Below are 23,640 nucleotides of genomic sequence, written 5' to 3' on the forward strand. Positions count from 1 at the left end.
ACTCATCCGGTGGAATGAGTTTCGCAATATTTATAAAATATAATTATTTTCTTGATTTTTTCTTGGCACCGCCGGATCCGGGAGCTGCTGTAGAGGCTGTATTTGTAGTGCCTTTGGCTGCAGCAGGATTTATACTGGCTGGATTATCATACATAGTGTATTTTCCGTTCGTTCTTCCGAAGATTTTATCCACCTGTTTCTGGGTCAAAAACTGTGATTTTCCAATGTATTTACGGTTTTTGTTGATCACCTGGATAAACTGCATGGTTTGCTGCCCGTAATTCTTTTCATAATGAAGTTCAATGATATCATTAGGCAGCTCCAATACTACATTTTCATCCGGAGTGGAGGCAAAGCCATCCATAATAAGCTTGTATAATCCGGCAACATCATTATCCAGGTTCTGGAATGAAAAAGATCGGATTGTATTCAGGTTACTGGTATTCAGATCCTGGTAATTGACTGTAAATTTATCTTCCTTTTTATATAGACCAACGGAATTATCTTTACCAATTTCCACCAAACTTTCATTTTTCAACACTTTGATCTGTGAGAAAACTGAAATACCGAACATACATGTAAGAAGTAGAATTATTTTTCTCATGGAATGAATTTTAATGTTTTATAAATTGGTGCACATAAACTTACTCATAAAAAAGCTGAAAAGCAATTTTATTCGTTAAAGCAAAAGTAACATTTTTTTTTAATATCTGTCAGAGATTATCTGTCGGTGCTATGGATTGCATTGTTTATTCAAATGACTGTGAATCATTAATTTGAGTCTTCTTCTATAAAAGAATGTGTTTTCACATTGTGGCAGATTGATCATTACTGACACAAGGTAATGTGCTGAAAAACAGGTTGAAAAATATTTGTACAGGCATTTGATAAAAACTCATTTAAAATAAATGTTAAAAATGTGGTTTAGTGAATTAAAATAAAACCAAAAGTGAATTCAATCCTTTATAAAAGCTTATTTTTGGAAACTGCTGCTATAAAAGTATCAAAGTCTTGCTTATAGCTCCTTCCGACAGGTATCTGATGGTGGCCTGCCTTCACTTCATTATTGTTAAACGCAGTAACAAAAGCCGCATTGATCATAAAAGATCTGTGAATCCTTACAAAACCTTTACCGGATAAAGTTTTCTCCAGATCTGTTATTTTAGTTTTTGAGATGAAACTTTCCTGAGTGTTTAATACAACCTTGATATCATTTCCCTGGCTCTCAAAAAATACAATTTCTGAAAGAGAAATTTTACGATGTATTCCACCTGTTTTGATAAGGATAAAATCTTCTTTACTGCCGGCTGTATTTCTCAATATGCGTTCTGCCGCTTTGAAAAAACGTTCGAAAGTAATCGGCTTCAGGAGATAATCTACTGCTTCAAGTTCAAATCCTTCAATGGCAAAATCCCGATAGGCTGTAGTGAAAATAGTTTTAGGCCTTTGGGGCAGTGACTTTAAAAACTCGATTCCGTTCAGGTGAGGCATCTGAATGTCCAGAAACATCAGGTCAACAGGTTGATTTTGCAGTATCTTGTAAGCCTGCATGGCATTTTCTGCTTTTCCTGTAAGCTTCAGATCATCAATTTTTGTGATGTGGTTTTCCAGTAAGGAAGCCGCTAAAGGCTCGTCATCTACAATAATACAGTTAATCATAATGCGGAGGCGTTGTTATTTCAACTCTAAAAATATTGTTTTCCTGTGAAATCCGGAAGGTAAAATGTTCCTGATAATGATATTGCAGCTGCCTTTTTATATTTTGCAGCCCGATTCCTTTTTTATTTTCTTCCTGATAAGCTGTAAATGTATTTTCAATGGTGAAAACTGAGTGTTGGTTATTCGTTTCTGCTTTAATATGAATCTCGGTAGGATCTGAATTTTTTCCGGCTCCATGTTTAAATGCATTTTCTACCAAAGTAAGATACAGAAGCGGGGGAATAGTATTCGCGGTGTTTACGGTAATATGCTTTCGTATTTTCAATCTTTCATTATGATACCGCAGGCTTTCCAGCGCAATATACTCATCAATAATAGCCAGTTCGTCAGAAACCTGTACCCATTTTTTCTGTCCTTTGTATAAAATATAATCCAGGATATCTGAAAGCTGGCTTATGGATTGGGACGTTTTATCAGAGTGACTGACGGACAGAGAATAAATATTGTTCAGGGTATTAAAGAGAAAATGTGGGTTAAGCTGGGATTTGAGCGATTGCAGTTCCAGTTCCATTTTTTCTTTCTGAAGTTTGATTGTTTGCTCTTTTTCATCTTTATACCGCATGATAAACATGATCGAAATAAAAATAAAAGCGCCGCTTATAATCGGGAAGGTATAATGAAACAAAAGATAGGAGATATCTGTGAAAATACTTGAAACACTGTCCTTTACTTCATGGGTGAATAAAGGTTCTGCAATATAAACAAGAAATAACCTGTTGATGACGGAAATTATATAGAGACTCAGAAGAAGATACATCAAAAATTCAATATACTTTTTCCGGTCAAAAAAATGACGGATCAGGACAAAATAAATAAAATTGGCTCCGATAATCTGAAACATCCAATGGCAAAAATTATAGATCACCAGGACTTTAAAAGCCCCGCCATCATATTCTCCGTAGCTTTTTGCGGTTCCAAATAAAAATAGAGCAGTCCAGAATAACAACTGGAAGTATAAGGTATGCCTGATATGAGCTTCAAACGTGATTTTCATGACCTTCAAAAATATAAAATCTTGGGACAGATTGGAAAAAACGTTGTTAAAGACTTCAGAAAAGGTGGCGGATGACACCGTTTTTTATGTGGATGGAATATTCTGCTATTGGTATTGAAAAATCTGCAGTCTGGATGATAGGTCAGAAACTGCACCGGAATTAATCAATATTTGCATAAAAAAATATGACAGAACGTTCCGAAAGGCTTTATGGATTGGATCATCTGAGGGCAATAGCTATTTTGCTTGTATTAATGTATCATTACCGGGCATTCAAACATCCCGGCTGGATTGACAGTATTGGAAAATTTGGCTGGACAGGTGTGGACCTGTTTTTTGTTTTAAGCGGTTACCTGATCTCCGGACAGTTGTTTAAAGAAATAAGAAATAAAGGAGCAATCAGCCTGAAGACTTTTTATATAAAACGATTTTTCAGGCTTATTTTTTTACGCTTTTCCTGTATTTTACACTGCCTTTTTTCAGGGAACGGAAAGCTTTATCACCTTTATGGAAGTTTCTTACTTTTACCCAAAATTATGGGCTGGATGTTATCAGCCGCGGAACATTTTCACATGCATGGTCATTATGTATTGAAGAACAGTTTTATCTCATTCTTCCTTTGTTTCTCTTAATTCTGATACCGTCAAAACTATTCAAATATCTGGTGGTTCTGATGATGGCTGTTATCGGACTTTCTGTTGTATTCAGATTTATAGCATGGAATGGTTTCATAACAGAAATTAATCCTATTTCTACGGATTTCTGGAAGTTATGGTATATGAAAATATATTACCCTACTCATACCAGGCTGGATGTGCTTGGAACAGGTGTTTTGATCGGATATTTGATGCAATATTCATCCGTTTTTAAAAAAAGGGTTGAAGCTCATGGAAATTTATTATTCTTTCTGGGCATACTTTTATTGGGAATTTCATTCTGGATATGCCGTGAGCAAACTTCCCGAACAGCTTCTATCTTTGGTTTCTTTTGGCCGCGGTTTCAAAATCCTCCTTTCTATATCGTTCAAAATCTAATCTTACTGCTCAGCTGGCATCTTTATCATACGCTGTTTATCTTTCGCATAAAGGCATTATTCATATGGTGCAGACAGCTCTTGATGATTTTAATCTTGAAAGCTCAGGTAATGTAAGCCTTCTTCTGTGTCTGTCAGCCTGTATTCTTGGTGGCCTGATCTATAGATTTGCTATTGAAAAACCTTTTTCAATCATTAAATTTAAAATTCTGAAAAAAAGGATGTGATACCTCGAATTTTTGCTTATACAGGTTGTAATGCATTGTTCTTCGGATATGCGCAGAAGCATAAACCACCGGAATAAATATGCTTATTTTTATTGATCATTTTTGGACTTTTATCATCGTTTACTGTTCAGAAATGCTGTACTTTAGTCAGAAGAGAGAATCATCAATAAACTCCTTTGTTATGGAAAATACACAGCATACACCCGGAATATCTCCTTCCAGAAAGGCTGAAAAGCATTCAGCACCTTCTTCTTCAATGTACAGGCGTTTTGTGCTGATGGCTTTGATAATGTTTTTTGCCATGTATATTATGATGTATGTAATGATAGACAGCCTGCAGAATCTTATTTCGAATATTAATAATTTATATATGGCACTGCTGATGACCTCAGTGATGCTTCTTATTGAATTATGGATCATGCGAAAAATGTATACCGGTAAAACAATGAATTGGACCATCGCGATTATTGCTGTGGTAACAGGTATTTTTTCCTGGTTGGGAATCAGGGAACAAATAAATGTGGATGACAGGCAGTTTGTAAAAAGCGTGATTCCTCATCACGCTGCAGCTGTTTTAATGTCCGAAAAAGCACATCTCACCGACCGCAACTCATTACGTTGCAGAAAAATATTCTTAAAACACAGTCCGAAGAAATCAGGCTGATTAAGCAGAAACTCAGAGAATTTGAAAGAAAGTAAAGGGAAAACGGACTATTAATATGGGAAATTATAGAAAATTTCTTTTTGTTACGCAAAGTTTTAGTTCTTTCTCTGATTTTAAGGAAGCAAAGAGGAAATCAATTGCATAGATTCTTTCCAAGCGCATGTATTTTGTTAGCTTCATCTGCGACTTGGTCACTTTCTTCGCGTGCCTTAATATAAAAAAGGCACCATTTACAAGTAAATGATGCCTCGTCACTGAATATATTTGAATGTAAAATTGTTTTTTCTTTATCTATTCATTCTGTTTGATTTGTGGGTTATTATTAATTTCTTTATTAGGAATCTGGAACCTGAATTTATCCGGTGTCAGATTGAATCTTCCAAAAGTATGGTTGGTTCCTGTGTATATACGTTCTAAAGGTATATTTAATCTTTTCATATCAAACCAGGCATAGCCTTCACCCCAAAGCTCTATTCTCTTTTGCAGAATAATTTCATTGATTAGCTCACTGCCTGACTTGGTAGATAGGGTATAAGCCTGATCCCTTTTTGAAGTAATGTCAAATAATACCTGTTTTGCCTCTGCTTCTCTTCCTTGTCTGGCCAAAGCTTCTGCCTGTATATAATAAAGAGAAGAAGCTCTGATATAAATATAATCTCCTTCAAAAAGGGTAGGATCTTTAAATTTCCAGCTTACATAAGGCGGATAGTTTTTCGTTTTTCCGTTAAAAGTATATGTTGCATTCTGGCTGCCATTGAACACTTTTTTACGGTAATCTGTTGCCGGAATTGCTTCATAAAGACGCTTGTCGATCAGCTTCCGGATCTGTGCGGCCCCCGCATAGCCTTCGTTGGTATTATCAAACATTGAGAAGAAAGAGGCATAGTAATTTCCGATACTCATCGTGGAAATCGTATTATGAAAACCCCATATTACCTCAGGATTATTGATATTGGAAAATCCGGTAGTGGTATAATCATCTTCCGTCATAAGAGTAATTCCCTGCTTACTTTCCCCGGCATATTGGGCGGCTTGTATATAATCTCCTGTTTCCAGAAATATTTCGGCTGCAATAGCCTTGGCAGTTCTTTGATCTATCTGGGCTCTGGACGGGCGTGAATAACTATCCAAAAGTGAAACGGATTCCACAATATCTTTCTTGATCTGCGCATATACTTCAGCAACCGTTGATCTCGGAAGACCCTGATTCGGATTGCTTGCCGTAAGAACCAATGGAAGCCCCGGTTCAGATTGATGCCCGTTATAATCATGGGCATAGAAACGAACCAGATAAAAGTAAGAGTAGGCTCTCAGAGCAAGTAACTGCCCTGCAATCGCTCTGTTTTTTGCATTTGCGTTTTTATCCAGGCCATCAAGAAGTTTGTTGATCACAAAAATTCTGGCATAAAAAGTTGTCCATACAATTTCAGAAGCAATATTGCTGGCATTGGTCGCTTCGTAATTATAAAACATTCCCAGATGCTGGTTGGTAGACTGGATGACGTCGTTAGACATCAGATCGGCACCTGCTTTGATTCCCATGATTCCGAAATCTGAGTGTACGGTAGTACCTCCCGCACCGTTGCTGCGAAGATCAAGATAAATTCCACCCAGTATTTTTTCAGGGCTGTTAGCATCATTATTGAGTTGTTCACCGGAAATATCTCCGTCCGGTAAAGTATTGAGATCATTGGCACAGCTGACTGTAATAAAACCAATAGTGACAGTTGCTAGAAAGTATTTTATTTTTTTCATTCCTGTTCTTTTTAAAAATTAAGTTTAAAGCCTAATGAGACACTGGACAGCAGGGAATAACGGTACGGATCAGAAACTCCGGTCAGTGAAGCTCTCGGATCATATCCTTTTCTCTTGGACCACAGATAAAGATTGTTCCCGGTCACATAAATTTTCAGACCTGATAAGCCTGCCTGCTGTGCAAAACCATCAGGAAGCTGATAGGACAGAGTAACATCCTGAAGGCTGATATAATCTGACTTGATCAGATAAAGTGTTGAATTTCCGTTCTGGTTCTTAGCCGTAAGATCTACCCTTGGTAATGCAGCCGTTGGATTTTCCGGAGTCCAGGTTTTATCCAGATCTGTTGAATAGTTAGACCCATAACTGTCGGAATGGAATAAACTTCTGTAAATATCATCATAGCCATATCCCCCGAACTGGTAAGCGAAATTCACTGCCAGATTAAATCTTTTATAACTGAAATCTGTCCCGAATCCTCCATATACTTTCGGAATAGCAGATTTCCCCGTGTTATAATCAGTAGCCTCCTTATAATTATTGGTAATTGTTCTTTCTTCCTTTTGAGTAGCTGGATTTATTGCGGTACGGTACCACAGCGCGTCACCGTTTTCAGGATTCACTCCGGCAAATTCTTTCAGGAAATAGGTGTAGCGGTCTCCACCTTCCGTAAGGATAAACAAGCCGCTTACCAGACCTGTATTTCTCTGCTCGGCCGGTAACCGGGTAATTTTATTTTTATAATGAGTGGCATTGGCATAAACACTCCACTGGAATTCGTCACCGCGAAGGATATCCACGCTTAGATTCGCCTGAACGCCTCTGTTGGTCATATCCCCGATATTTCCATATTTCACATAGGAGCCTGCATTGGATGGAGGAAGGGGAAGAGTATAGATCATGTCAGAAACTTTCCTTTCAAAATAATCGGCATTTAAGGTTATTCTGTTCTTCAAAAGTGAAAGTTCAAAACCGGCATTCAGATTTTTGGAGGTTTCCCATTTTAAATCCTTATTTCCTTGTTTTTTAAGAGAAAGAACAGGTTTATCATCCCCGAAATTATTAATTCCGTAGATATCCTGGTAAGCATAATAATCTCTGCCGGAACCGCCTAAAAGGATATTGTCATTTCCCTGCTGGCCGTAGGAAGCCTTTAGTTTTAAAGAATTAATTATGCTGTTATCCTTAAGGAAATTTTCTTTTGCAATATTCCATGCCAGACCCAGTCCATAGAAATTTCCCCATCTGCTTTCCGGAGCAAATACTGAAGAACCGTCTCTGCGTATATTGGCATTAAAGAAGTATTTACCGTCATAATTATACAACAGCCTTGTAAAATATCCTTCTACAGCATATTCATAGCCGCTTCCTGATAAATCTGTGATTTTTACAGCATTGTCAAATGACTGAGAATCTGGTAATAAAAGCTGCTGCTTTGAACCTGAAAATCCATCATCTTTGATCTTATTCAGCTCATGCCCTACAAGGAGATTGAAGCTGTGATTTCCCAGTTTTTTCTGGTAAGTAAGCAATTGCTGGTGATTCAAAGTATATTTGAAATTAGAACCTTGAGAAATGGTGCCCCCTACAGAAGATGAAGTTCCACCCTCCGTATTCCCGAATTGCAGGTTCCTGGTATTTTCAAGATAGGCTCCAAAATTATAAGTGAAATCCAACCCTTTGATGATTTCGTAATTTAAACCAAGGTTAAGGTTGGTAATATTACTGACAATCTGTGATTTATCTTTCTGAAGATTACCTACAGGATTTTCAAAAACAGCATAAGATCTTGTGGCACCGTTAGGTCCCTGGCCGTCTCCATAGTCGTATAAAGCATTTCCATAGCTGTCATAAAGTCTTTGGTAGTTGTTGTCCCTCAGAAAAACAGGGTAGAAGGGAGCAATATTTCTGGCAAACTGGAAAGGATTGGAGAAACCGCCGGTTTCACCAAAATCCTGCTTGCTGTAAGTATAGGATAAGGCACTGGTTAATTTCAGTTTTGAAGTGATAGAGTAGTCTACATTAGACCTGATCCCGAATCTTTCAAAACCCGAAGAGATTAAATATCCCTTATCATCAAGATAATTAAGGGATGTATATGATTTTACCTGGTCACTATTGGCATTGATTCCTACGGTTGCTTCCCTTCTTAAAGCAGGCCTGAAAAGCAGTTTCTTCCAGTCGTCCTGATACAATAATTTCGCATCAGGATTAAAAGAACCATCCTTTGAAATGAGTTGGTTAAAAGGAACATTATAAGCATCATATCCCAGTTTGGTCAGTGCTGCAAGCCCTACGTCATGAGGAGAAGCTCCGGAAGGAACAGAACCCGGTTGTTTCAGTCTTGCAATTTCACCGATTCTGGCTCTGTTGTAATAAGCAGTATAATAATCCTGCGGAGAAGTATAAACTGAATAATCCCTGATAGATCTGAAGTTAACCCCGGTTCGGACATCAGCTTCAATGCTCAGGCCTTTGCTTTTACCTCTTTTTGTATTCACGATAATTACTCCATTGGCACCTCTGGAACCATATAAAGCGTTTGAAGAAGCGTCTTCAAGAAAGGAAATGCTTTCAATATCCGATGCGGCAATACTGTTGAGATTTCCGCTGTACGGAATGCCATCCAGTACAATTAACGGGTCGCTGGAAGCATTGATAGAGCCAATTCCTCTCATTCTGATGGTAGGCTGGGAACCTGGCTGCCCTGAAGAGATTACCTGTACCCCTGCTACTTTCCCACCAATTCCCTGGAGAATATTTCCGTTTTGAAGATTAGAAAGATCCTTAGCCTTCAACGACTGTACGGATCCTGTAATTTCTTCTTTTTTCTGCTTTCCAAAAGCTACCACCACAACTTCTTTTATGGAGGTTTCCCCGGAAAGGCTGTCTTTACTTTGTGCAAAACCATATTCCGCGAATAGCAGTAAGGCCAACACACCAAGCTTGCATTGTTTCTTTTTCATTATATTAATCTAAGTTTAAAATTAACTGTGTATTACTGCTGGTCCTCTGTAAAAAATGTAACTTCCCGCCTCCTTTTTCAGGGAGGTTATAAAATCAGAAGGTCAAAATTACAGGAGATATATCCGGATGAAAAAAGCCTTGATCATTCTGGCTTTAATTCCTACAGTAATGAATGTATTGCTGGAGAGTTAGTACATCATCATGCACATCATATCAAAGCACATGTCTTGAGAAATACGGTTGTGCTGTGAAAGAACCGGCATTCCGCAACAGGTATGCTGTGCAGAAGCTGTCACCATAATGGTGCATAGGTAAGAATTAAAGCTATTCTTATTCATGAGAATAAAGTTTATTTTTTTTAACTGGTTCAAAATTATTTAATAATTGACAAACCCCGGTAAAAGACTGGTATGAGAAAAATCATATTAACCTACTAATTTAGTAGACTAGTGTTGTTTTATGAAATATTTTTAGTCTATTTATTTGTAAATCAGATGTTTATTTTATTTGTTAAAATGTTAAAAAATGATAAAAAAGTTATATTTCAGATAGTGAATTAAAATTAATATTATAAGTCTATTGATTTTATAGACTTATTGTTTATTTTATAGCATTACTAATCATAAAACCAGGCATCAGGAGCTTTATCCTGCTATCCGCTCATACTCCTCGCACCTGGCTGAATCCACTTCCTGCTGTGGGGTAACCGCTGCTATCAGGGCTAAGAACGATTGAATGATGAATGATCGATTATCAATTATCATTCATCAATTATGATCTAAAATTATCCCAAACATCTGTGTTTATCTGTGTAATCTGTGGGAAAAATGAGGTTTCAGCCAAAACCTAAAAAAAGAAGCCTGCCTCACGACAGACTCCTACAAAAACAAGATTGAAAAGATTTATTGTTTGGTTATATCCGGAACTTCCAAAGGATTCTGGTCCCAGCTGCCACCCAGTGCTCTATAGACAGCAACACTCGCTTTAAGCTGACTGACCTTCTTTTCTATCAGCTCAAACTTAGATTCCAGTGCATCCCGCTGAGTAAGCAGGACTTCCATATAATCTGCACGGGCATATTTGAACAGATCGTTGGAAATATCGATGGACTTGGTTAAAGCATTCACTTCCTTCGATTTGATATTCACACTGCTTTCCAGATTATGGATTTTAGACAACTGATTCGCTACCTCAATATAAGCTCCCAGAACAGTCTGCTCGTAATGATATACTGCCTGGATCTGTCTTGCATTCGCATTATAATATGCAGCTTTAATCGCTCTTCTGTTGATCAATGGAGCGGTAAGTTCTCCTGCCAGAGAAAACAGAAACGACTGTGGTTTGATAATATACAGCGGATTAAAAGCCTGCAACCCGATTCCGGCAGAAAGATCAAGAGAAGGGTAGAATCTTGCCTTGGCTGCTTTGATGTCAAGTTTGGCTGCTGCAAGTTCATATTCTGCCTGTTTGATGTCCGGACGGTTTTCCAGAAGTTCAGAAGGAATTCCGCTATACACCGCCTGGGGAACAACAGAATCAAAGGAATTCTGACTCCTTTCTACAGGCTGGGGAAATCTTCCTACCAGATAGTTGATCTTATTTTCAGTCTCTACAATCTTTTGCTGGATATCATACTGCATTCCCTGGGTTTTCAGAACCTGCGCTTCAAATCGCTGTACTGCCAGCTCATTGGACCGGGCATTCTTCTTTAAATCTCTGATAATCTCCAGTGCGTCATTCTGGATTTTGATATTCTGGTTCAGAATAACCAGTTCATTATCTAATGCCAGCAGCTCGTAATAAGAATCTGCAATCTCTGAAATAAGATTGGTGGTCATGAAATTTTTGCCTTCAATGCTGGCAAGATATCGCTGTACCTGAGCTCTCGTCGCATTATGAAGTTTTCCCCAGATATCCGTTTCCCACTGTGCCTGGGCACCTACTCCAAAGTCGAACAAAGGATCGGGCATTTCCCGACCGGGTTCTATTTCAGTATTAGCTTCCATAGCTCCGATATTAGTGTACCGGCTTACTTTATCTATTCCTGCACCGGCTTTCAGACCTACAGAGGGAAGATATTCACCTTTTCTGGCTTTGATTTCATTTTTGGACATTTCAATTTCCTGAAGGACAATATTCAGCTCCTGGTTATTCTGAAGAGCCTGCGTAATCAGCTCCTGAAGATGCGGGTCACTGAAATATTCATTCCACTTCATCTTTCCCGTATTGATGGTATCATTTTCTGCTGAACCGTATTTTTCAGGGACAGTTTTATTTTCAGCACGCTGTTCTATTTCGACAGGCTTACAGGCAGTAAGACTTAATAAGAAGACTGCCAGCCCTGCATATTGATATATTTTTCTTTTATTCATAATGGATCATGTCTTCGCTTAATGGAGATTCATCTTCGTCTTTGATCATTTTTTTACCGTCAGACCATTTGGCAAATATGTAGTAGAGCCCCGGAATCACAATAACTCCGAATAGCGTTCCTATCAGCATTCCTCCCAATGAAGATGCCCCAATGGTATGATTCCCGATAGCCCCGGCACCTCTGGCAAAAACAAGCGGAACCAACCCTGCAATAAAGGCAAATGAGGTCATCAGGATAGGTCTGAAACGGGCCTTGGATCCTTCTACAGCGGCTTCAAGAATAGAATCTCCTGCCTGACGTCTTTTCACGGCAAATTCTACAATAAGTACCGCATTTTTACCCAGTAATCCAATAATCATGATCAATCCTACCTGTGCATAAATATCGTTTTCCAGTCCCATAGCTTTTAATAATAAGAAAGATCCGAAAACTCCCACAGGCAACGAACAAAGTACTGCAAACGGAATAAGGAAACTTTCGTACTGAGCTGCCAGAACCAGATACACAAATACCAGAACAACAAGAAAGACGTAAATGGCTTCATTGCCACGCTGTGCCTCATCATAAGACAATCCTTCCCAAGCCACTTTGTAACCGTGAGGAAGTGTTTTGGCAGCGGTTTCATTGATAGCCTGAATAGCATCTGCTGTAGTGTATCCTGCCGCCGGAAGTCCGCGGATAGCTGCCGAATTGTACATATTGTAACGGGTAATTTCGTTAGGTCCCTGTGTCTTTTTCATGGTCATGAATGCCGAATAGGGAACCATTTCATCACGGTCGTTTTTCACATACAGATTCATGATATCCGTAGGGAGCCTTCTGAATTCAGGAGATGACTGTACATACACTTTAAAGAATTGGCCGAAACGGATAAAACCCTGTTCATATGTACTACCGATCAGAATGTTGAGGTTATCCATTGCTTTTCCGATAGAAACCCCTTTCTGCATGGCGGCGTTATTGTCAAATACCAGTTCATACTGAGGGTAATTGGCTGCAAAAAAGGTGAATACTCCTGAAAGTTCCTTGCGTTTTTTAAGCTGTGCGATGAAATCCTTATTGGCTTTGTCAAATTCCTGATAGTCTGTCGTTCTGTTCAAATCCAGAAGCCTCATAGAGAAACCTCCCGAAGACCCGAATCCCGGTACAGCCGGTGGTTCAAAGAATTCAATAGTTGCTCCCAGATCTTTTGACTTTTCTTCAAGCTCCTTCATGATATCTTTTACAGAGTGCTCACGATCGTTCCAGCTTTTAAGGTTAATCAGGCAGGTTCCTGCATTGGAGCCGCGTCCTTCTGTCATGATTTCATATCCTGCCAGGGATGATACAGATTCAACACCGTCTACACCCATACAGATTTTCTGTAAGGTTCTCGAAACTTTATTGGTCTGTTCCAGGGTAGAACCCGGAGGGGTCTGGATAATCGCATAAATAGTTCCCTGGTCTTCATTAGGGATAAATCCACCAGGAAGGACTTTGTTGATTACAAAGATTCCGGCACAGAAAGCAATCAGAATTCCCCATGTCACCACTTTTCGGCTGACAATTTTTCTAAGGAATGAAGCATATTTTCCGGTTACTTTATCAAAACCGTTATTAAAGGAGTCCAGAGCTTTGGTGAAAATATTTACCTTTTTAGGTTTTCCATGATGGTTCTTCAATAACATGGCGGCCAAAACCGGAGTCAGTGTAAGGGCTACAACCGCTGAAATCACGATAGAGCTTGCCATGGTAATGGAAAACTGACGGTAAAAAGTTCCTACAGGACCCGTCATGAACGAGATCGGAATGAATACGGCTACCATCACGGCTGTAATGGCAATAATAGCTCCGGCAATTTCTCCCATTACTTCTTTTACCGCTTTATAAGGCGAAATATTACTGTCTTCCATCTTGGCGTGAACAGCCTCTATCACCACAATGGCATTATCAACCACAATACCGATGGCCAATACCAATGCGAAAAGCGTAACAAGGTTGATGGTCAATCCGAAGAACTGAATAACAAAGAAAGTTCCGATCAGAGAAACAGGTACGGCAATAATAGGGATCAGGGTAGAGCGCCAGTCACCAAGGAAAATGAAAACTACAATAGCAACGAGAATAAATGCATCTCTCAGGGTATGTATTACCTGCTCAATAGAAGCATCCAGGAATTGCGAAACGTCATAACTGATTTTATAATCAACACCCGGGGGGAAATTCCCTTTCATTTCTGCCAGTTTCGCTTTCACATCTCTGATCACGTCATTGGCATTACTTCCGTAATTCTGTTTTAAAACAATAGATGCGGAAGGATGCCCGTCAAGGTTGGAATAAATATCAAAGAATTCACTTCCCAGTTCTACTTTGGCAATATCTTTCAGCTTTACATTCTCTCCTTCGGCATTGGAACGTACAATGATATTTTCATATTCTTCCGGTTTGTTATACTGTCCTTTATACGTCAGTACATACTCCAGTGACTGGGCTGCAATACCGGAACTTTGCCCGATTCTTCCCGGACGCCCGATAATACTTTGTTCACCAATAGCTTTCATCACCTCATCTACCGAGATATCGTAAGCACGCATACGGTCAGGATTCAGCCAGATACGCATGGCATACCTGCGGCTTCCCAGGATCTGAGATTTTGCAATCCCGTGGATACGGTTAATTTCCGGGATGATATTCACCATAGAGTAGTTGTACAGGAATTTTTCATCCATACTTTTATTCGTACTGTAAAGATTCACGTACATCAGCATACTTGGCTGGATAGGGTTTACCACAACGCCTTCTTTCTGTACCAGTTCCGGTAATAAAGGCATTACCTGATCCACTCTGGTTTTTACCAGAACTACTGCCTCGTTGGGATCGGTTCCGGGATCAAAGACAACATTTACAGTGGCTTCTCCGGCACTGGTCGCGTCGGTAGTGATGTAACGCATTCCCTGAACTCCGTTGATGGCATTTTCAATCGTAATCAGAGATGATTTTACCAATACATCTGCACTTGCTCCGGGATAGGCAATGGAAACAGCTACGGTAGTAGGAGCAATTTTTGGAAACTGTTCCGTAGGAAGCTGCTTCATGGCGATACCTCCCATAAACAGGATCACAACCGATATCACAATGGCGAAGACCGGTCGGTGTATTACTTTTTTAAACATAATGCTGCTTTGGGGTTACTCGGCGTACAGATCCAGGTTAGACATTACTTTTTCAGGCTTTTGATATTTTGAGCTGATCTTTTGGTTTTCCTGAACCATTCTAAGACCTTCCAGAAGGATTCTGTCATCCTTTCCAAGCCCGGAAGCGACTACATAAATATGCGGTAATTCGGCAGCAACTTTTATTTCTCTGGCATGTACTTTACCGTCTTTACCAATCACATAGACATATTTCTTTTCCAGCTCTTCGAAAGTGGCTTTCTGAGGAATCATCATAGCATTGGCATAAGGTGATGTGATGACGATGTTTCCGGTTTCCCCGTATCTCAACAGTCCTTTCGGATTCGGGAAAGTGGCCCTGTAGGCGATATTCCCGGTTTCATTGTCAAAATCAGACTCTATGGTCTGTACGATGCCGTCTTGTGCAAACTCTTTCCCATTGGCCATTCTCAGGCGTACATGCATCGGGCTGTTATCCTTTTTCGCATCCATCTGGTTAAGATATTCAGCTTCCGGAACATTGAAATAGACCCACATTTTGCTGTTGTCGGAAAGCTCCGTTACCAGTTCCCCTTCATCCACCAGACTTCCTTTTCTGACGTGTAATTTTCCTACGATTCCACTAAAAGGCGCACGGATTTCTGTGAATTTCAAATGGGTATTCATCGAAGCCAGTTCAGCCTGGGCTTTTTCATATTTTGCTTTAGCCATCGCCATTTCCTGTGGGGCTACAATGTTTTTATCGGAAAGGTTTTTGGTATTCTGATATTCGATTTGCGCATATTTCGACTCTGCTTTTGCACGGTTTACATCAGATTCATAAAGATTGGGCATGATTTTGAACAGCAGCTGTCCTTTCTGTACGAATTGCCCTTCATCTACATAAATAGACTGAATATATCCCTTTTCCTGAGCACGGAGTTCGATATGATTAATAGAACGGATTTGTGCCACATAATCTTTGTTGACCAAAGTATCTTTTACAAGCGGGCTTGTAACATTGAATGTTGCCGCTTCTGTTTTTTCTTCTTTTTCAGATTGACAGCCTGCCAACAGGAAAATAAGGCACAGGTTAATATACATGAGACTTTTCTTGACCATGATCATATTTTTATAATAATTTATAATTGAAAAATAGAGTTACCTGCTCTCAAACGGGTATGAAAGCATATAAGAATTATCGTAAAAAATATTATAAAATCACAGTCTGATGACCCTGTACTGGATGTACAGATCATCATGTAAAGGCTTTAAATGTTCTGACTGAGCGAGTGAAACAGCGATTTGTCTGTCATGAAATGTAGTGACAAAGCCGGAGATCAGATGCCAGAAACCTTCTTTGAAAAGGGCAAGAAGTTCTGTAGAGTCAGATGTTTCTACATTATCATCATTTTCGTTGTCATTTTCAGAAAGATTTGCTCTGATTTTGTTGTAGCGGGGATGGCTGATATTGTAAGCATCACTGGTCTCATGATTTTTAAGAAATGCAAATGATTTTTTGATGCTTTTTTTCTGGTGAACCAGAAGATCAGTTGTAAAATGAAGATCAGAAGGAGTATCTGTTGAGATATACTGCTGGATTTGCCCATAGTACCAACCTAAAATGGTAAGCAATGCAAATAACAAACTGTACAAATATTGATAAAATCTTTTCCGCATCCCAGAGACAAAGGTAGTTAAACTTCAAAATAAGTACAACCGTTATAGATTAAAAAAGTGTTAAAAAGTACCCTGTTTATTGAAAAAATAAAGAGAAGATTATTATTATTATGGCATTTTCCGGAAGGGATATCGGAAACATAAAAAAGAATTTGCAGAAAAGGATGGCCTGAGACATGTTTACTGGTGCATATCTGGTGTTTTTAACAGAAAAATTAATCTTATTTTTGAAACAGCTTTATTCTGCACAATTTTTGCTGTAACAAGCTACTTTTAACGGTTAAACATAACCGGTATTACAAAAATCTTCCAATATTATGATGAAAAAATACCTTATTTATATATCACTTTTAGGAGCACCTTTATTTTGGGGACAAGGTAAAATGACTGAAACGTCTGTGTATCAGCATAACCTGGCTTTATCAGAGCAGGAAAACAAAGCGATAGCATTTGATGCAGATATCAGCCTATCTGAGACAGAACTGGCCTTGGATAAAAAAATATCCGGGATCCGGAAACAGCTCCTCAGTGATACAGAAGCAAAGAAAATATCTTTATATAACAGTTCTTTTAATGAATTAAAACCATTAATAGAAAACAGTAATCTGTTTCAGCTTCTTCAGACTATGCCGAAAGGAGGTTTGCTGCATACCCACAGCGGAGGGATAACAGATGTGAAATGGATCATTTCGAGAGTGAGAAAATATCAGGAAAGCTATGTTTACGACCAGAAAGATAATGATCAGTTTATTTTCGGGCAGCTGGCTTTTTTTGAAAAGGGAAAAGTTCCCGCAGGATTTGTGAACCTTGATAAGAAACTGGCTTCAAGCACTGGTTTTGAAAAAGAGCTGCAGGATCTTCTTACGTTGAAACGTGATAATCTTTGTTCTTATACAGATTATTGGATTGAATTTGAAAAACGCTTTAAACGCATCAGCCTGCTGCTTCCATACCGTCCTTTCTTCAAGGAATATTATCTGAAAGGATTTCAGGATCTGATAAAAGATAAAGTACAGCATGTAGAAATCAGGTATATTTTTGATGAGCTTTACGATTTTCAGCATGGAAAATATCCTTTGAAAACTTCCATCACAGACCTGCAGGATATTCTTAAGCAGATACACCAATCGGATCCGCAGTTCACGCTGAAGCTGATCTATTCAAGCTTTAAATTCTTAGATAACGAAAGTATTGAAAAACAACTGGAAACTGCTTTCGTAATGAAGAAAGAATTTCCGGATATGATCTCAGGCTTTGACCTTGTAGCGGATGAAGCAGCGGGACATGATATCCGTTTCTTTGAGAGAAGCTGGATAAAAATGGATGATCTCAGCAAAAAGTACGGTGTGGAACTGCCTCTTTTCCTTCATGCAGGAGAAAGCAATTCTGCCCTGAATGAAAATGTTCTCGACGTAGCCCTGTTGAACAACAAAAGAATTGGTCATGGTCTGAATCTTATTTATTTCCCAAAAACCATGGAGAAGATCAGAAAACAAAACAAGCTGGTTGAGGTAAGTCCCATCAGCAATCAGATTTTAGGATATGTAAGCGATCTGAGAAACCATCCTGCAAGGGTTTTATTAAGCAACGGAATACAGTGTTCAATCAACAGTGATGATCCTTCAGTGTATGGATATACGGGACTGAGTTATGATTTCTGGACAACACTGGTGTATTGGGAGCTGGATTTAAAAGCATTGAAAAAACTGGTTTTTAATTCTATTCAGTATTCTTCTTTGAATGACAATGAGAAAAAGAAAGCCACAGCTTATCTGAACCAGCAATGGAATGATTTTGTACAGAAAGCCAACCGGCAATTCAACTAATCAGAAAAGATTTCCCTGATAAAATAAAATCGCATTATTGAAGCCAATGATGCGATTTGTCTTTTCAGCAGATCAGTAAAGATTACTTTTTAGCTTTAACCCGGACAATTCTTTTTTGATAACAGTACCCAGTTTTGAAGGGCTTACTTTTGTCAGAACCAAAAATTCACAGCCATTGAAAGCAGCAAAACGTTTTAAGGTTTCTGCAAAAGGAGTAAGCCAGAGTTCAGGGGCGATCGTATTGTTTTCAATATGTAAATGATAAGCTCAAGCCTTTTTTCCTTTCTGTGGGCTTTACAGTCGACTCTTCCGATAAACTGATCTCCGAACAGGATAGGAAGACAGAAATAGCCATACTGTCTTTTTTCTTTCGTAATATAGCATTCCCCCTGCGTGATGATAAGATCCATAATCTCTTTATCACTTGTTTTTTCGGTTGCCCATACTTCTCCATTTCTCACCAGATAGTTTCCCAGCCCGCTGGTATGCTCCAATAAATTTTTAATTGTTATTTTATCAGCATTAACAATTTCAGGATAAAACTCAGAAAGTTTACTATTTAAATACAGTTTATTTTCTTCAATTAACCTGAAAATTAAAACTGCAGTAATCATTTTGGTAACAGAGCCTACCTGATATCTGGTATTCTTATCGTAAGTTAATCCGGGAATATTTTTTTGCCCGAAATTTTTAGAATAAATTTCTTTACCGTTTTTAAAAATAGACACACTACCCACTCCCAGATTATTTTTTTCAATATAATTAAAGTAATGATCTAATTTCTCAGGATTAATGGTTTGTGAAAAAATATAATTTGAAATAAGTAACAGGAGTAATGCAACCGTATTTTTCATTATTAGTTTTTGTTGGTTAATCATTGATATAACAATTGGGCATCCGCTGTATTACAGGTATTGATATTCCAACCAGGTCAGAAAGCTTTGTCCTTACCGAGAATAGTTCTTAGATCACCTGATGATGAGTCAGGTGACCTAAAAAAAGCATATGTTTTATCCCTTTATCAGTGGTCAAGCCTGTAAATAAACTCCTCAATCTCGGTTTGTCTGGCATTGGCAAAGCCTTTATCTGTACCGATTCTGACAAAACCACATTTTTCCAGAACTTTTTGCGAACCCAGATTATCAAAAGCAACACGTCCAAAAATAGGTCTTGTTGTCTCAATGGCAAGGAAATCTTTCAATGCTGCTGTGGCAACACCTTTTCTCCAGAAAGGCTTATCGATCCAATAGGTGATTTCAGCATCTCCATCCATGATAAACTTGGCAACACTTCCGGCGATTACTGTACCGGCCATAATGGTTTGGTTGTTGACGGTGGGGTCTGCCAGCAGCCTGGTGAATTTTTTGATATATGCTTCTTTATTTGCAGAATCTTTTGAAGTGAATGCTGCAAGATGATTGGCTTCAGGATCAAGCTGAAACTCAAAAAGAGTCTTGAGATCATCCACTACCGTTGGTCTGAGCTTTATTTCATATTGAATGTCTTTCATATTGAGTATTGATTTGTTGATTTCCAAATATAGAACTTATTTATACTTTTTTATATAACAGCCGATCTTTAAAAACAGATTTATGTTGCCCACAGATTTTCGCAGATTTTCACTTACAAAATAGGACAGTAATTTTATACGTGAAAATGCTTACGTATTACAGTACAAATACTTAGCGTTAAAATTAGAGATTTATACTCTACAATTCGTCCCTTTTTCGCCGTTACTTTGATATGTTCAAAAGAAGCTTCAAACCCTGAACAACGGCAGCATCCGAAAAGCCATCAAAAAGAGTAGGAACAATACCAATATTATTAATCATGAAAAATCCTGAAAGTGTTGCTCCTTTTGTAGAAGCATCACAAATTATCACAGAACTGAAAGACAGAGCTAACGAAATCCTGTCAAGTGTTTTAAGTACAGACCTGTCTGCCATCACCATTAACGGAAAAGGAAATTTCCCATATTACTGGCAGGATCCCTCCAATCTGAAATTTAATAAGAAAACCTATGACTGGATAGCATGCAACCTGAAAGCAGATACCGAGCCGGTACAGCTGGACCAGGTATTTACCAATTATTTCATTGATGTTTTCTCAAAAGTCAATTATTCCTTATCTGAAGAAGATACAGCTGTACTGAATGACGCCCATTCAAGAGCTACTGATCAGCAGATGGCTTTACTCACTGCCTGGGTGGGTGCCTACGGCTCACTTCCTCCTGCTACGGACACCATGCAGCCTATTGATATCATTATGGATAAAATTGCTACGGAATGGGCCAATCCTGCTACTACTTTATACCAGATCCAGAAAAGTGAGAATCTTGATGCTTTACTGAACAAAACACCGGCAAGCGGAAAGCCTATTCTTCCTGTTTTAGCCAGCTATCTGGATGCTTTGGGAGCTACGATATCTTTACAGAACAATGTAACTATGAATAACGGCTATCTGTCCAGAGTTTTAAAGAATGTACAGAATCCTAAAAAAGAAAACGGAGGGTTGCAGCTGAATGACGACAGTTTTTTACCTGCTTTTGAGGTGACAACTCCACTCAACCAGATTTTAAACGGTCTTAAAAATACTTCCCAGGCAGCCCAGATCGATATGGAGGTCAGCCGTGAATCTGAAAGCCGGTTCCGTGTTTCCGTACAGGGGAAAACGGGTTTTTCTATTCCTATCTTTGATTTCTTTACGCTGGGAATAGGCGGTAATGCCAATTATTTCAGTGAAAATATTGCCATCAGCAAAAATTCTATCAAAATATCGATGTCTTTTACCGGGGTTACCCTGGTGAACTTTGGTCCGAAGGATTTTAATATTGCCAGCAATTTATACTGGGCATGGTTTGATCCTATCCGAAAAGCGCAGATCAACAGCAGAGACAAACAGGAAGAAAAACATATTTCGGGGTACAAATTCTCTCCGGATCCGGCTACGAAATTCGGACCTGACGGACCTTTCGGTTTGCTGAACGGAGTGGCAATTTCCAATTATCCAAGTGTAGAGATCACGGTAACCGGTGAAGATTATAAAAGTATTCAGAAAACCTTTGAGCAGTCTACTTCTGCAACGCTTTCTTTCTTAGGAATTCCTCTGGCAAGCGTTAAGGAATCTACTTATTCCTCTTCTTATTCTGTAGACCATTCAAAATCTACAATCAAGATTACACTAACACCTCCTCCAAGCCTGGTAGCCGGTAATAATAAAGATTCCATAGCCTGGGTACTTGGCGCTATTGTGGATTATCCTGCCCAGATAGGTGAAGGTGTGGAACTTCTTGATGATGAGGAATTAGTGGCCAGAGGTGCTTATCCTAATTACCAGCTGTATAAAGACAATACCGGAACTACTTATTGCTCAGTAAAAAAAGTAAAATCCCACGCAGTGGGCAGCGAATGGGTACGCGAGTGCCTGGCAGCCCACCCGGGAACGAGCCCATCCGGAAAACCATGGACCAGTCCCCGACAATCAGGGGTGATCTGGCCTTAAACAATTAACAAATAAGCCATAAGAAAACAGACTGTCTCAGCGAGGCAGCCTGTTTTCTTATATCAAGATCTTCTGATATCGGTATGTTTACTCTTTTTTGCTGTTCCCAAAAAGAATCTCCAACGTAGCAGACTTAAAAAATCTGAAGGTTTAAAATACTATTTGACAAGAAGATAGATTCCAACCCCAATGGCAGCATAGGCAGTCACCGTAAGAATATCAGCAATAGGCTGTGAAAAACGTCTTTCCGCAATCTTCTCACTGTTGATCTGGTTCTTATGGAATTTCAGATTCTTTTTAGCATTATGAACCGAATGTACTACGAGACTGTCTCCTTCCCATCGGTCAACAATAACTTTGTAGCTCTTGTTATCCACTTCAATTTTAACATTTTTACCGGCAGCCAGTTTCTCCTGAACATTAACAGGAGCAGGCGATTGCTGAATATTCAGATTCTGGGAAACAGGATTGTTTTTCGTTTGCGGAGCGGTATTATTAGCTGGCTTATTGTTAGCTGCCGGATCCGCAGGCTTTTTTACCTGATACGTATAGCAGCTGGTAAGGGAACATAATATAATGATGAAATAAAGATTCTTTCGCATGAGCCAAATTTAAGAATTAAACGGAATATTTGGGAGTTTGTTTTGAAAGATCGTGTTTTTTTGGAAAATATTGTTGAGGAAAGGTTCCTGACTTTGAATATATGTTGTTAGAAAGTTTAATTATAATTACTAAAGCAAGAAGAAAGGATTTGTGCGAAATTGCAGTATAGTTACTTATATTCTGATTTTACGGTTTTCCATAATTCCTGGATATCACTATTATTTAAATTTGAAAAAATTTTAGAAACATTTAAAAAATAGAATAATCTACAAATATTAACTAAAAACTATTTTATAAGCATGATAACTTTTGCAACAACCCTAATATGTTTATTTATTGTATTTCTAGTAAATGGCATAATAATAAAATCTAAACGAAATAACTTTCCCAATAATACTGAAGCTGAAAACATGAAATCCACAGAAAAATCTAGACAAATAGTATTGGTTGTTGGACTGGTAATGGTTTTTATTTCAATGTTTTATGTGAATACTTTTTATAAATCAAAAGAAGAAATATTGATTGAAAAAGAAAAGAAGAATGAATTAGATAAAATTTCTTCTAAAAAATTAGCAGAAGACAACGAAATTAAGAGATTTGGATTGACTAAAAGCGAAATTGAAATTTTAAACCAGCATGATATCCCTATCAAAGATTTATCTGATGAAGTTAAAAATGCTTATTCAATATTAAAGTCACAAAAATATTTTGTTGATACTGAAATTATAAGATTTACCGGACTTGCTAAAAAAGCTAAAGGATCTGAATTTGAAAATAAAGTTATAAAAACCAGAGACTCATTAGTGAAAAATGAAAATGCAATTGGTAAAAAGCAGAGTGCTGATTTTAATAAGAAACAATTGGCGGAAGAATCTCAAGCACGTTTAAAATATGGAGAAGATTTTAGAAATTTGTTACTTGATAGAAGCTTAGATATTAAGGTTAAAGTTTTTGGAAAAGATAATAAAAAAATTAAACTAACATATGTTCTTTTTAATGATGTATGGTTTAGGAAATTTGAAACGTTGGGCTATTTTGAGATGATACACGAAAAAGGATTTACACATATTGAATTATCAGATGGATATGGATATGGAAAAGGAGTGCAATATGGTAACTAATAAGACTAATATTTAAAGGGCTGGAAGTTGAGGCTTCTTTGAGTT

19 protein-coding genes are annotated in these 23,640 nt (G+C 38.3%); 6 read left to right on the forward strand and 13 right to left on the reverse strand.

The features are described 5' to 3' along the window. Positions 1 to 43 precede the first annotated feature (43 nt). The 3 genes from ACE3RB_RS00790 to ACE3RB_RS00800 all read right to left on the reverse strand — a co-directional run bounded on the left by ACE3RB_RS00790 (position 44) and on the right by ACE3RB_RS00800 (position 2,713). Positions 44 to 604 carry a hypothetical protein gene (locus ACE3RB_RS00790; RefSeq protein ID WP_374462434.1) on the reverse strand — a complete coding sequence of 187 codons (561 nt, stop codon included), beginning with the start codon at positions 602 to 604 and terminating at the stop codon, positions 44 to 46. A 359-nt stretch (positions 605 to 963) separates the two neighbouring features. After that, positions 964 to 1,659 (reverse strand): LytR/AlgR family response regulator transcription factor, encoded by a 696-nt coding sequence (locus tag ACE3RB_RS00795; RefSeq protein WP_374462435.1) that lies wholly within the window; start codon positions 1,657 to 1,659, stop codon positions 964 to 966. Continuing rightward, positions 1,652 to 2,713, reverse strand: a complete 1,062-nt coding sequence (locus ACE3RB_RS00800; RefSeq protein WP_374462436.1) for a sensor histidine kinase — start codon at positions 2,711 to 2,713, stop codon at positions 1,652 to 1,654. Before ACE3RB_RS00800 ends, ACE3RB_RS00795 begins: the two co-directional genes overlap by 8 nt. Before the next feature lie 185 nt (positions 2,714 to 2,898). Between ACE3RB_RS00800 and ACE3RB_RS00805 the strand changes: the two genes are divergently transcribed. The 3 genes from ACE3RB_RS00805 to ACE3RB_RS00815 all read left to right on the forward strand — a co-directional run bounded on the left by ACE3RB_RS00805 (position 2,899) and on the right by ACE3RB_RS00815 (position 4,637). After that, positions 2,899 to 3,345, forward strand: coding sequence for an acyltransferase family protein (locus ACE3RB_RS00805; RefSeq protein WP_374462437.1), 447 nt, complete (start codon positions 2,899 to 2,901; stop codon positions 3,343 to 3,345). Further along, positions 3,333 to 3,863, forward strand: coding sequence for a hypothetical protein (locus ACE3RB_RS00810; RefSeq protein ID WP_374462438.1), 531 nt, complete (start codon positions 3,333 to 3,335; stop codon positions 3,861 to 3,863). Before ACE3RB_RS00805 ends, ACE3RB_RS00810 begins: the two co-directional genes overlap by 13 nt. A gap of 291 nt (positions 3,864 to 4,154) precedes the next feature. After that, complete coding sequence (locus ACE3RB_RS00815; protein ID WP_374462439.1) at positions 4,155 to 4,637, forward strand: DUF305 domain-containing protein; 483 nt, start codon at positions 4,155 to 4,157, stop codon at positions 4,635 to 4,637. Between the two features lie 291 nt (positions 4,638 to 4,928). Here ACE3RB_RS00815 and ACE3RB_RS00820 read toward each other — a convergent pair whose 3' ends face one another. From ACE3RB_RS00820 to ACE3RB_RS00850, 7 genes are all read right to left on the reverse strand, one after another. Continuing rightward, positions 4,929 to 6,392 (reverse strand): RagB/SusD family nutrient uptake outer membrane protein, encoded by a 1,464-nt coding sequence (locus tag ACE3RB_RS00820; RefSeq protein ID WP_374462440.1) that lies wholly within the window; start codon positions 6,390 to 6,392, stop codon positions 4,929 to 4,931. Between the two features lie 11 nt (positions 6,393 to 6,403). Continuing rightward, the gene (locus tag ACE3RB_RS00825) at positions 6,404 to 9,358 is read right to left on the reverse strand and encodes a SusC/RagA family TonB-linked outer membrane protein (RefSeq protein ID WP_374462441.1); all 2,955 of its coding nucleotides are present in this window, start codon (positions 9,356 to 9,358) and stop codon (positions 6,404 to 6,406) included. A 189-nt stretch (positions 9,359 to 9,547) separates the two neighbouring features. Beyond that, the gene (locus tag ACE3RB_RS00830) at positions 9,548 to 9,697 is read right to left on the reverse strand and encodes a hypothetical protein (protein ID WP_374462442.1); all 150 of its coding nucleotides are present in this window, start codon (positions 9,695 to 9,697) and stop codon (positions 9,548 to 9,550) included. Between the two features lie 564 nt (positions 9,698 to 10,261). Beyond that, positions 10,262 to 11,731: a TolC family protein gene (locus tag ACE3RB_RS00835; RefSeq protein ID WP_374462443.1), complete on the reverse strand. Its 1,470-nt coding sequence runs from the start codon at positions 11,729 to 11,731 to the stop codon at positions 10,262 to 10,264. Further along, positions 11,724 to 14,885 carry an efflux RND transporter permease subunit gene (locus tag ACE3RB_RS00840; RefSeq protein WP_374462444.1) on the reverse strand — a complete coding sequence of 1,054 codons (3,162 nt, stop codon included), beginning with the start codon at positions 14,883 to 14,885 and terminating at the stop codon, positions 11,724 to 11,726. Before ACE3RB_RS00840 ends, ACE3RB_RS00835 begins: the two co-directional genes overlap by 8 nt. Positions 14,886 to 14,900: 15 nt before the next feature. Beyond that, the gene (locus ACE3RB_RS00845; protein WP_374462445.1) at positions 14,901 to 15,986 is read right to left on the reverse strand and encodes an efflux RND transporter periplasmic adaptor subunit; all 1,086 of its coding nucleotides are present in this window, start codon (positions 15,984 to 15,986) and stop codon (positions 14,901 to 14,903) included. A 99-nt stretch (positions 15,987 to 16,085) separates the two neighbouring features. Continuing rightward, a complete protein-coding gene (locus ACE3RB_RS00850) occupies positions 16,086 to 16,520 on the reverse strand; it encodes a hypothetical protein (protein WP_374462446.1) in 435 nt (144 codons plus the stop codon). 341 nt (positions 16,521 to 16,861) lie between these two features. Here ACE3RB_RS00850 and ACE3RB_RS00855 point away from each other — a divergent pair, with 341 nt between their 5' ends. Then, complete coding sequence (locus ACE3RB_RS00855; RefSeq protein WP_374462447.1) at positions 16,862 to 18,370, forward strand: adenosine kinase; 1,509 nt, start codon at positions 16,862 to 16,864, stop codon at positions 18,368 to 18,370. Positions 18,371 to 18,564: 194 nt separating this feature from the next. Here ACE3RB_RS00855 and ACE3RB_RS00860 read toward each other — a convergent pair whose 3' ends face one another. Both ACE3RB_RS00860 and ACE3RB_RS00865 read right to left on the reverse strand, forming a co-directional pair. Continuing rightward, positions 18,565 to 19,224, reverse strand: coding sequence for a serine hydrolase (locus ACE3RB_RS00860; protein WP_374462448.1), 660 nt, complete (start codon positions 19,222 to 19,224; stop codon positions 18,565 to 18,567). Between the two features lie 167 nt (positions 19,225 to 19,391). Then, complete coding sequence (locus ACE3RB_RS00865) at positions 19,392 to 19,880, reverse strand: GNAT family N-acetyltransferase (RefSeq protein ID WP_374462449.1); 489 nt, start codon at positions 19,878 to 19,880, stop codon at positions 19,392 to 19,394. 320 nt (positions 19,881 to 20,200) lie between these two features. Between ACE3RB_RS00865 and ACE3RB_RS00870 the strand changes: the two genes are divergently transcribed. Next, positions 20,201 to 21,871, forward strand: a complete 1,671-nt coding sequence (locus ACE3RB_RS00870) for a lamin tail domain-containing protein (RefSeq protein ID WP_374462450.1) — start codon at positions 20,201 to 20,203, stop codon at positions 21,869 to 21,871. 158 nt (positions 21,872 to 22,029) lie between these two features. Here ACE3RB_RS00870 and ACE3RB_RS00875 read toward each other — a convergent pair whose 3' ends face one another. Continuing rightward, on the reverse strand, positions 22,030 to 22,473 hold the full coding sequence (locus tag ACE3RB_RS00875; protein WP_374462451.1) for a hypothetical protein: 444 nt from the start codon (positions 22,471 to 22,473) through the stop codon (positions 22,030 to 22,032). A 411-nt stretch (positions 22,474 to 22,884) separates the two neighbouring features. Between ACE3RB_RS00875 and ACE3RB_RS00880 the strand changes: the two genes are divergently transcribed. Next, the gene (locus ACE3RB_RS00880; RefSeq protein WP_374462452.1) at positions 22,885 to 23,595 is read left to right on the forward strand and encodes a hypothetical protein; all 711 of its coding nucleotides are present in this window, start codon (positions 22,885 to 22,887) and stop codon (positions 23,593 to 23,595) included. Positions 23,596 to 23,640 lie beyond the last annotated feature (45 nt).

The sequence above is a fragment of the Chryseobacterium sp. genome, from assembly GCF_041914225.1.
Lineage (GTDB): Bacteria > Bacteroidota > Bacteroidia > Flavobacteriales > Weeksellaceae > Chryseobacterium.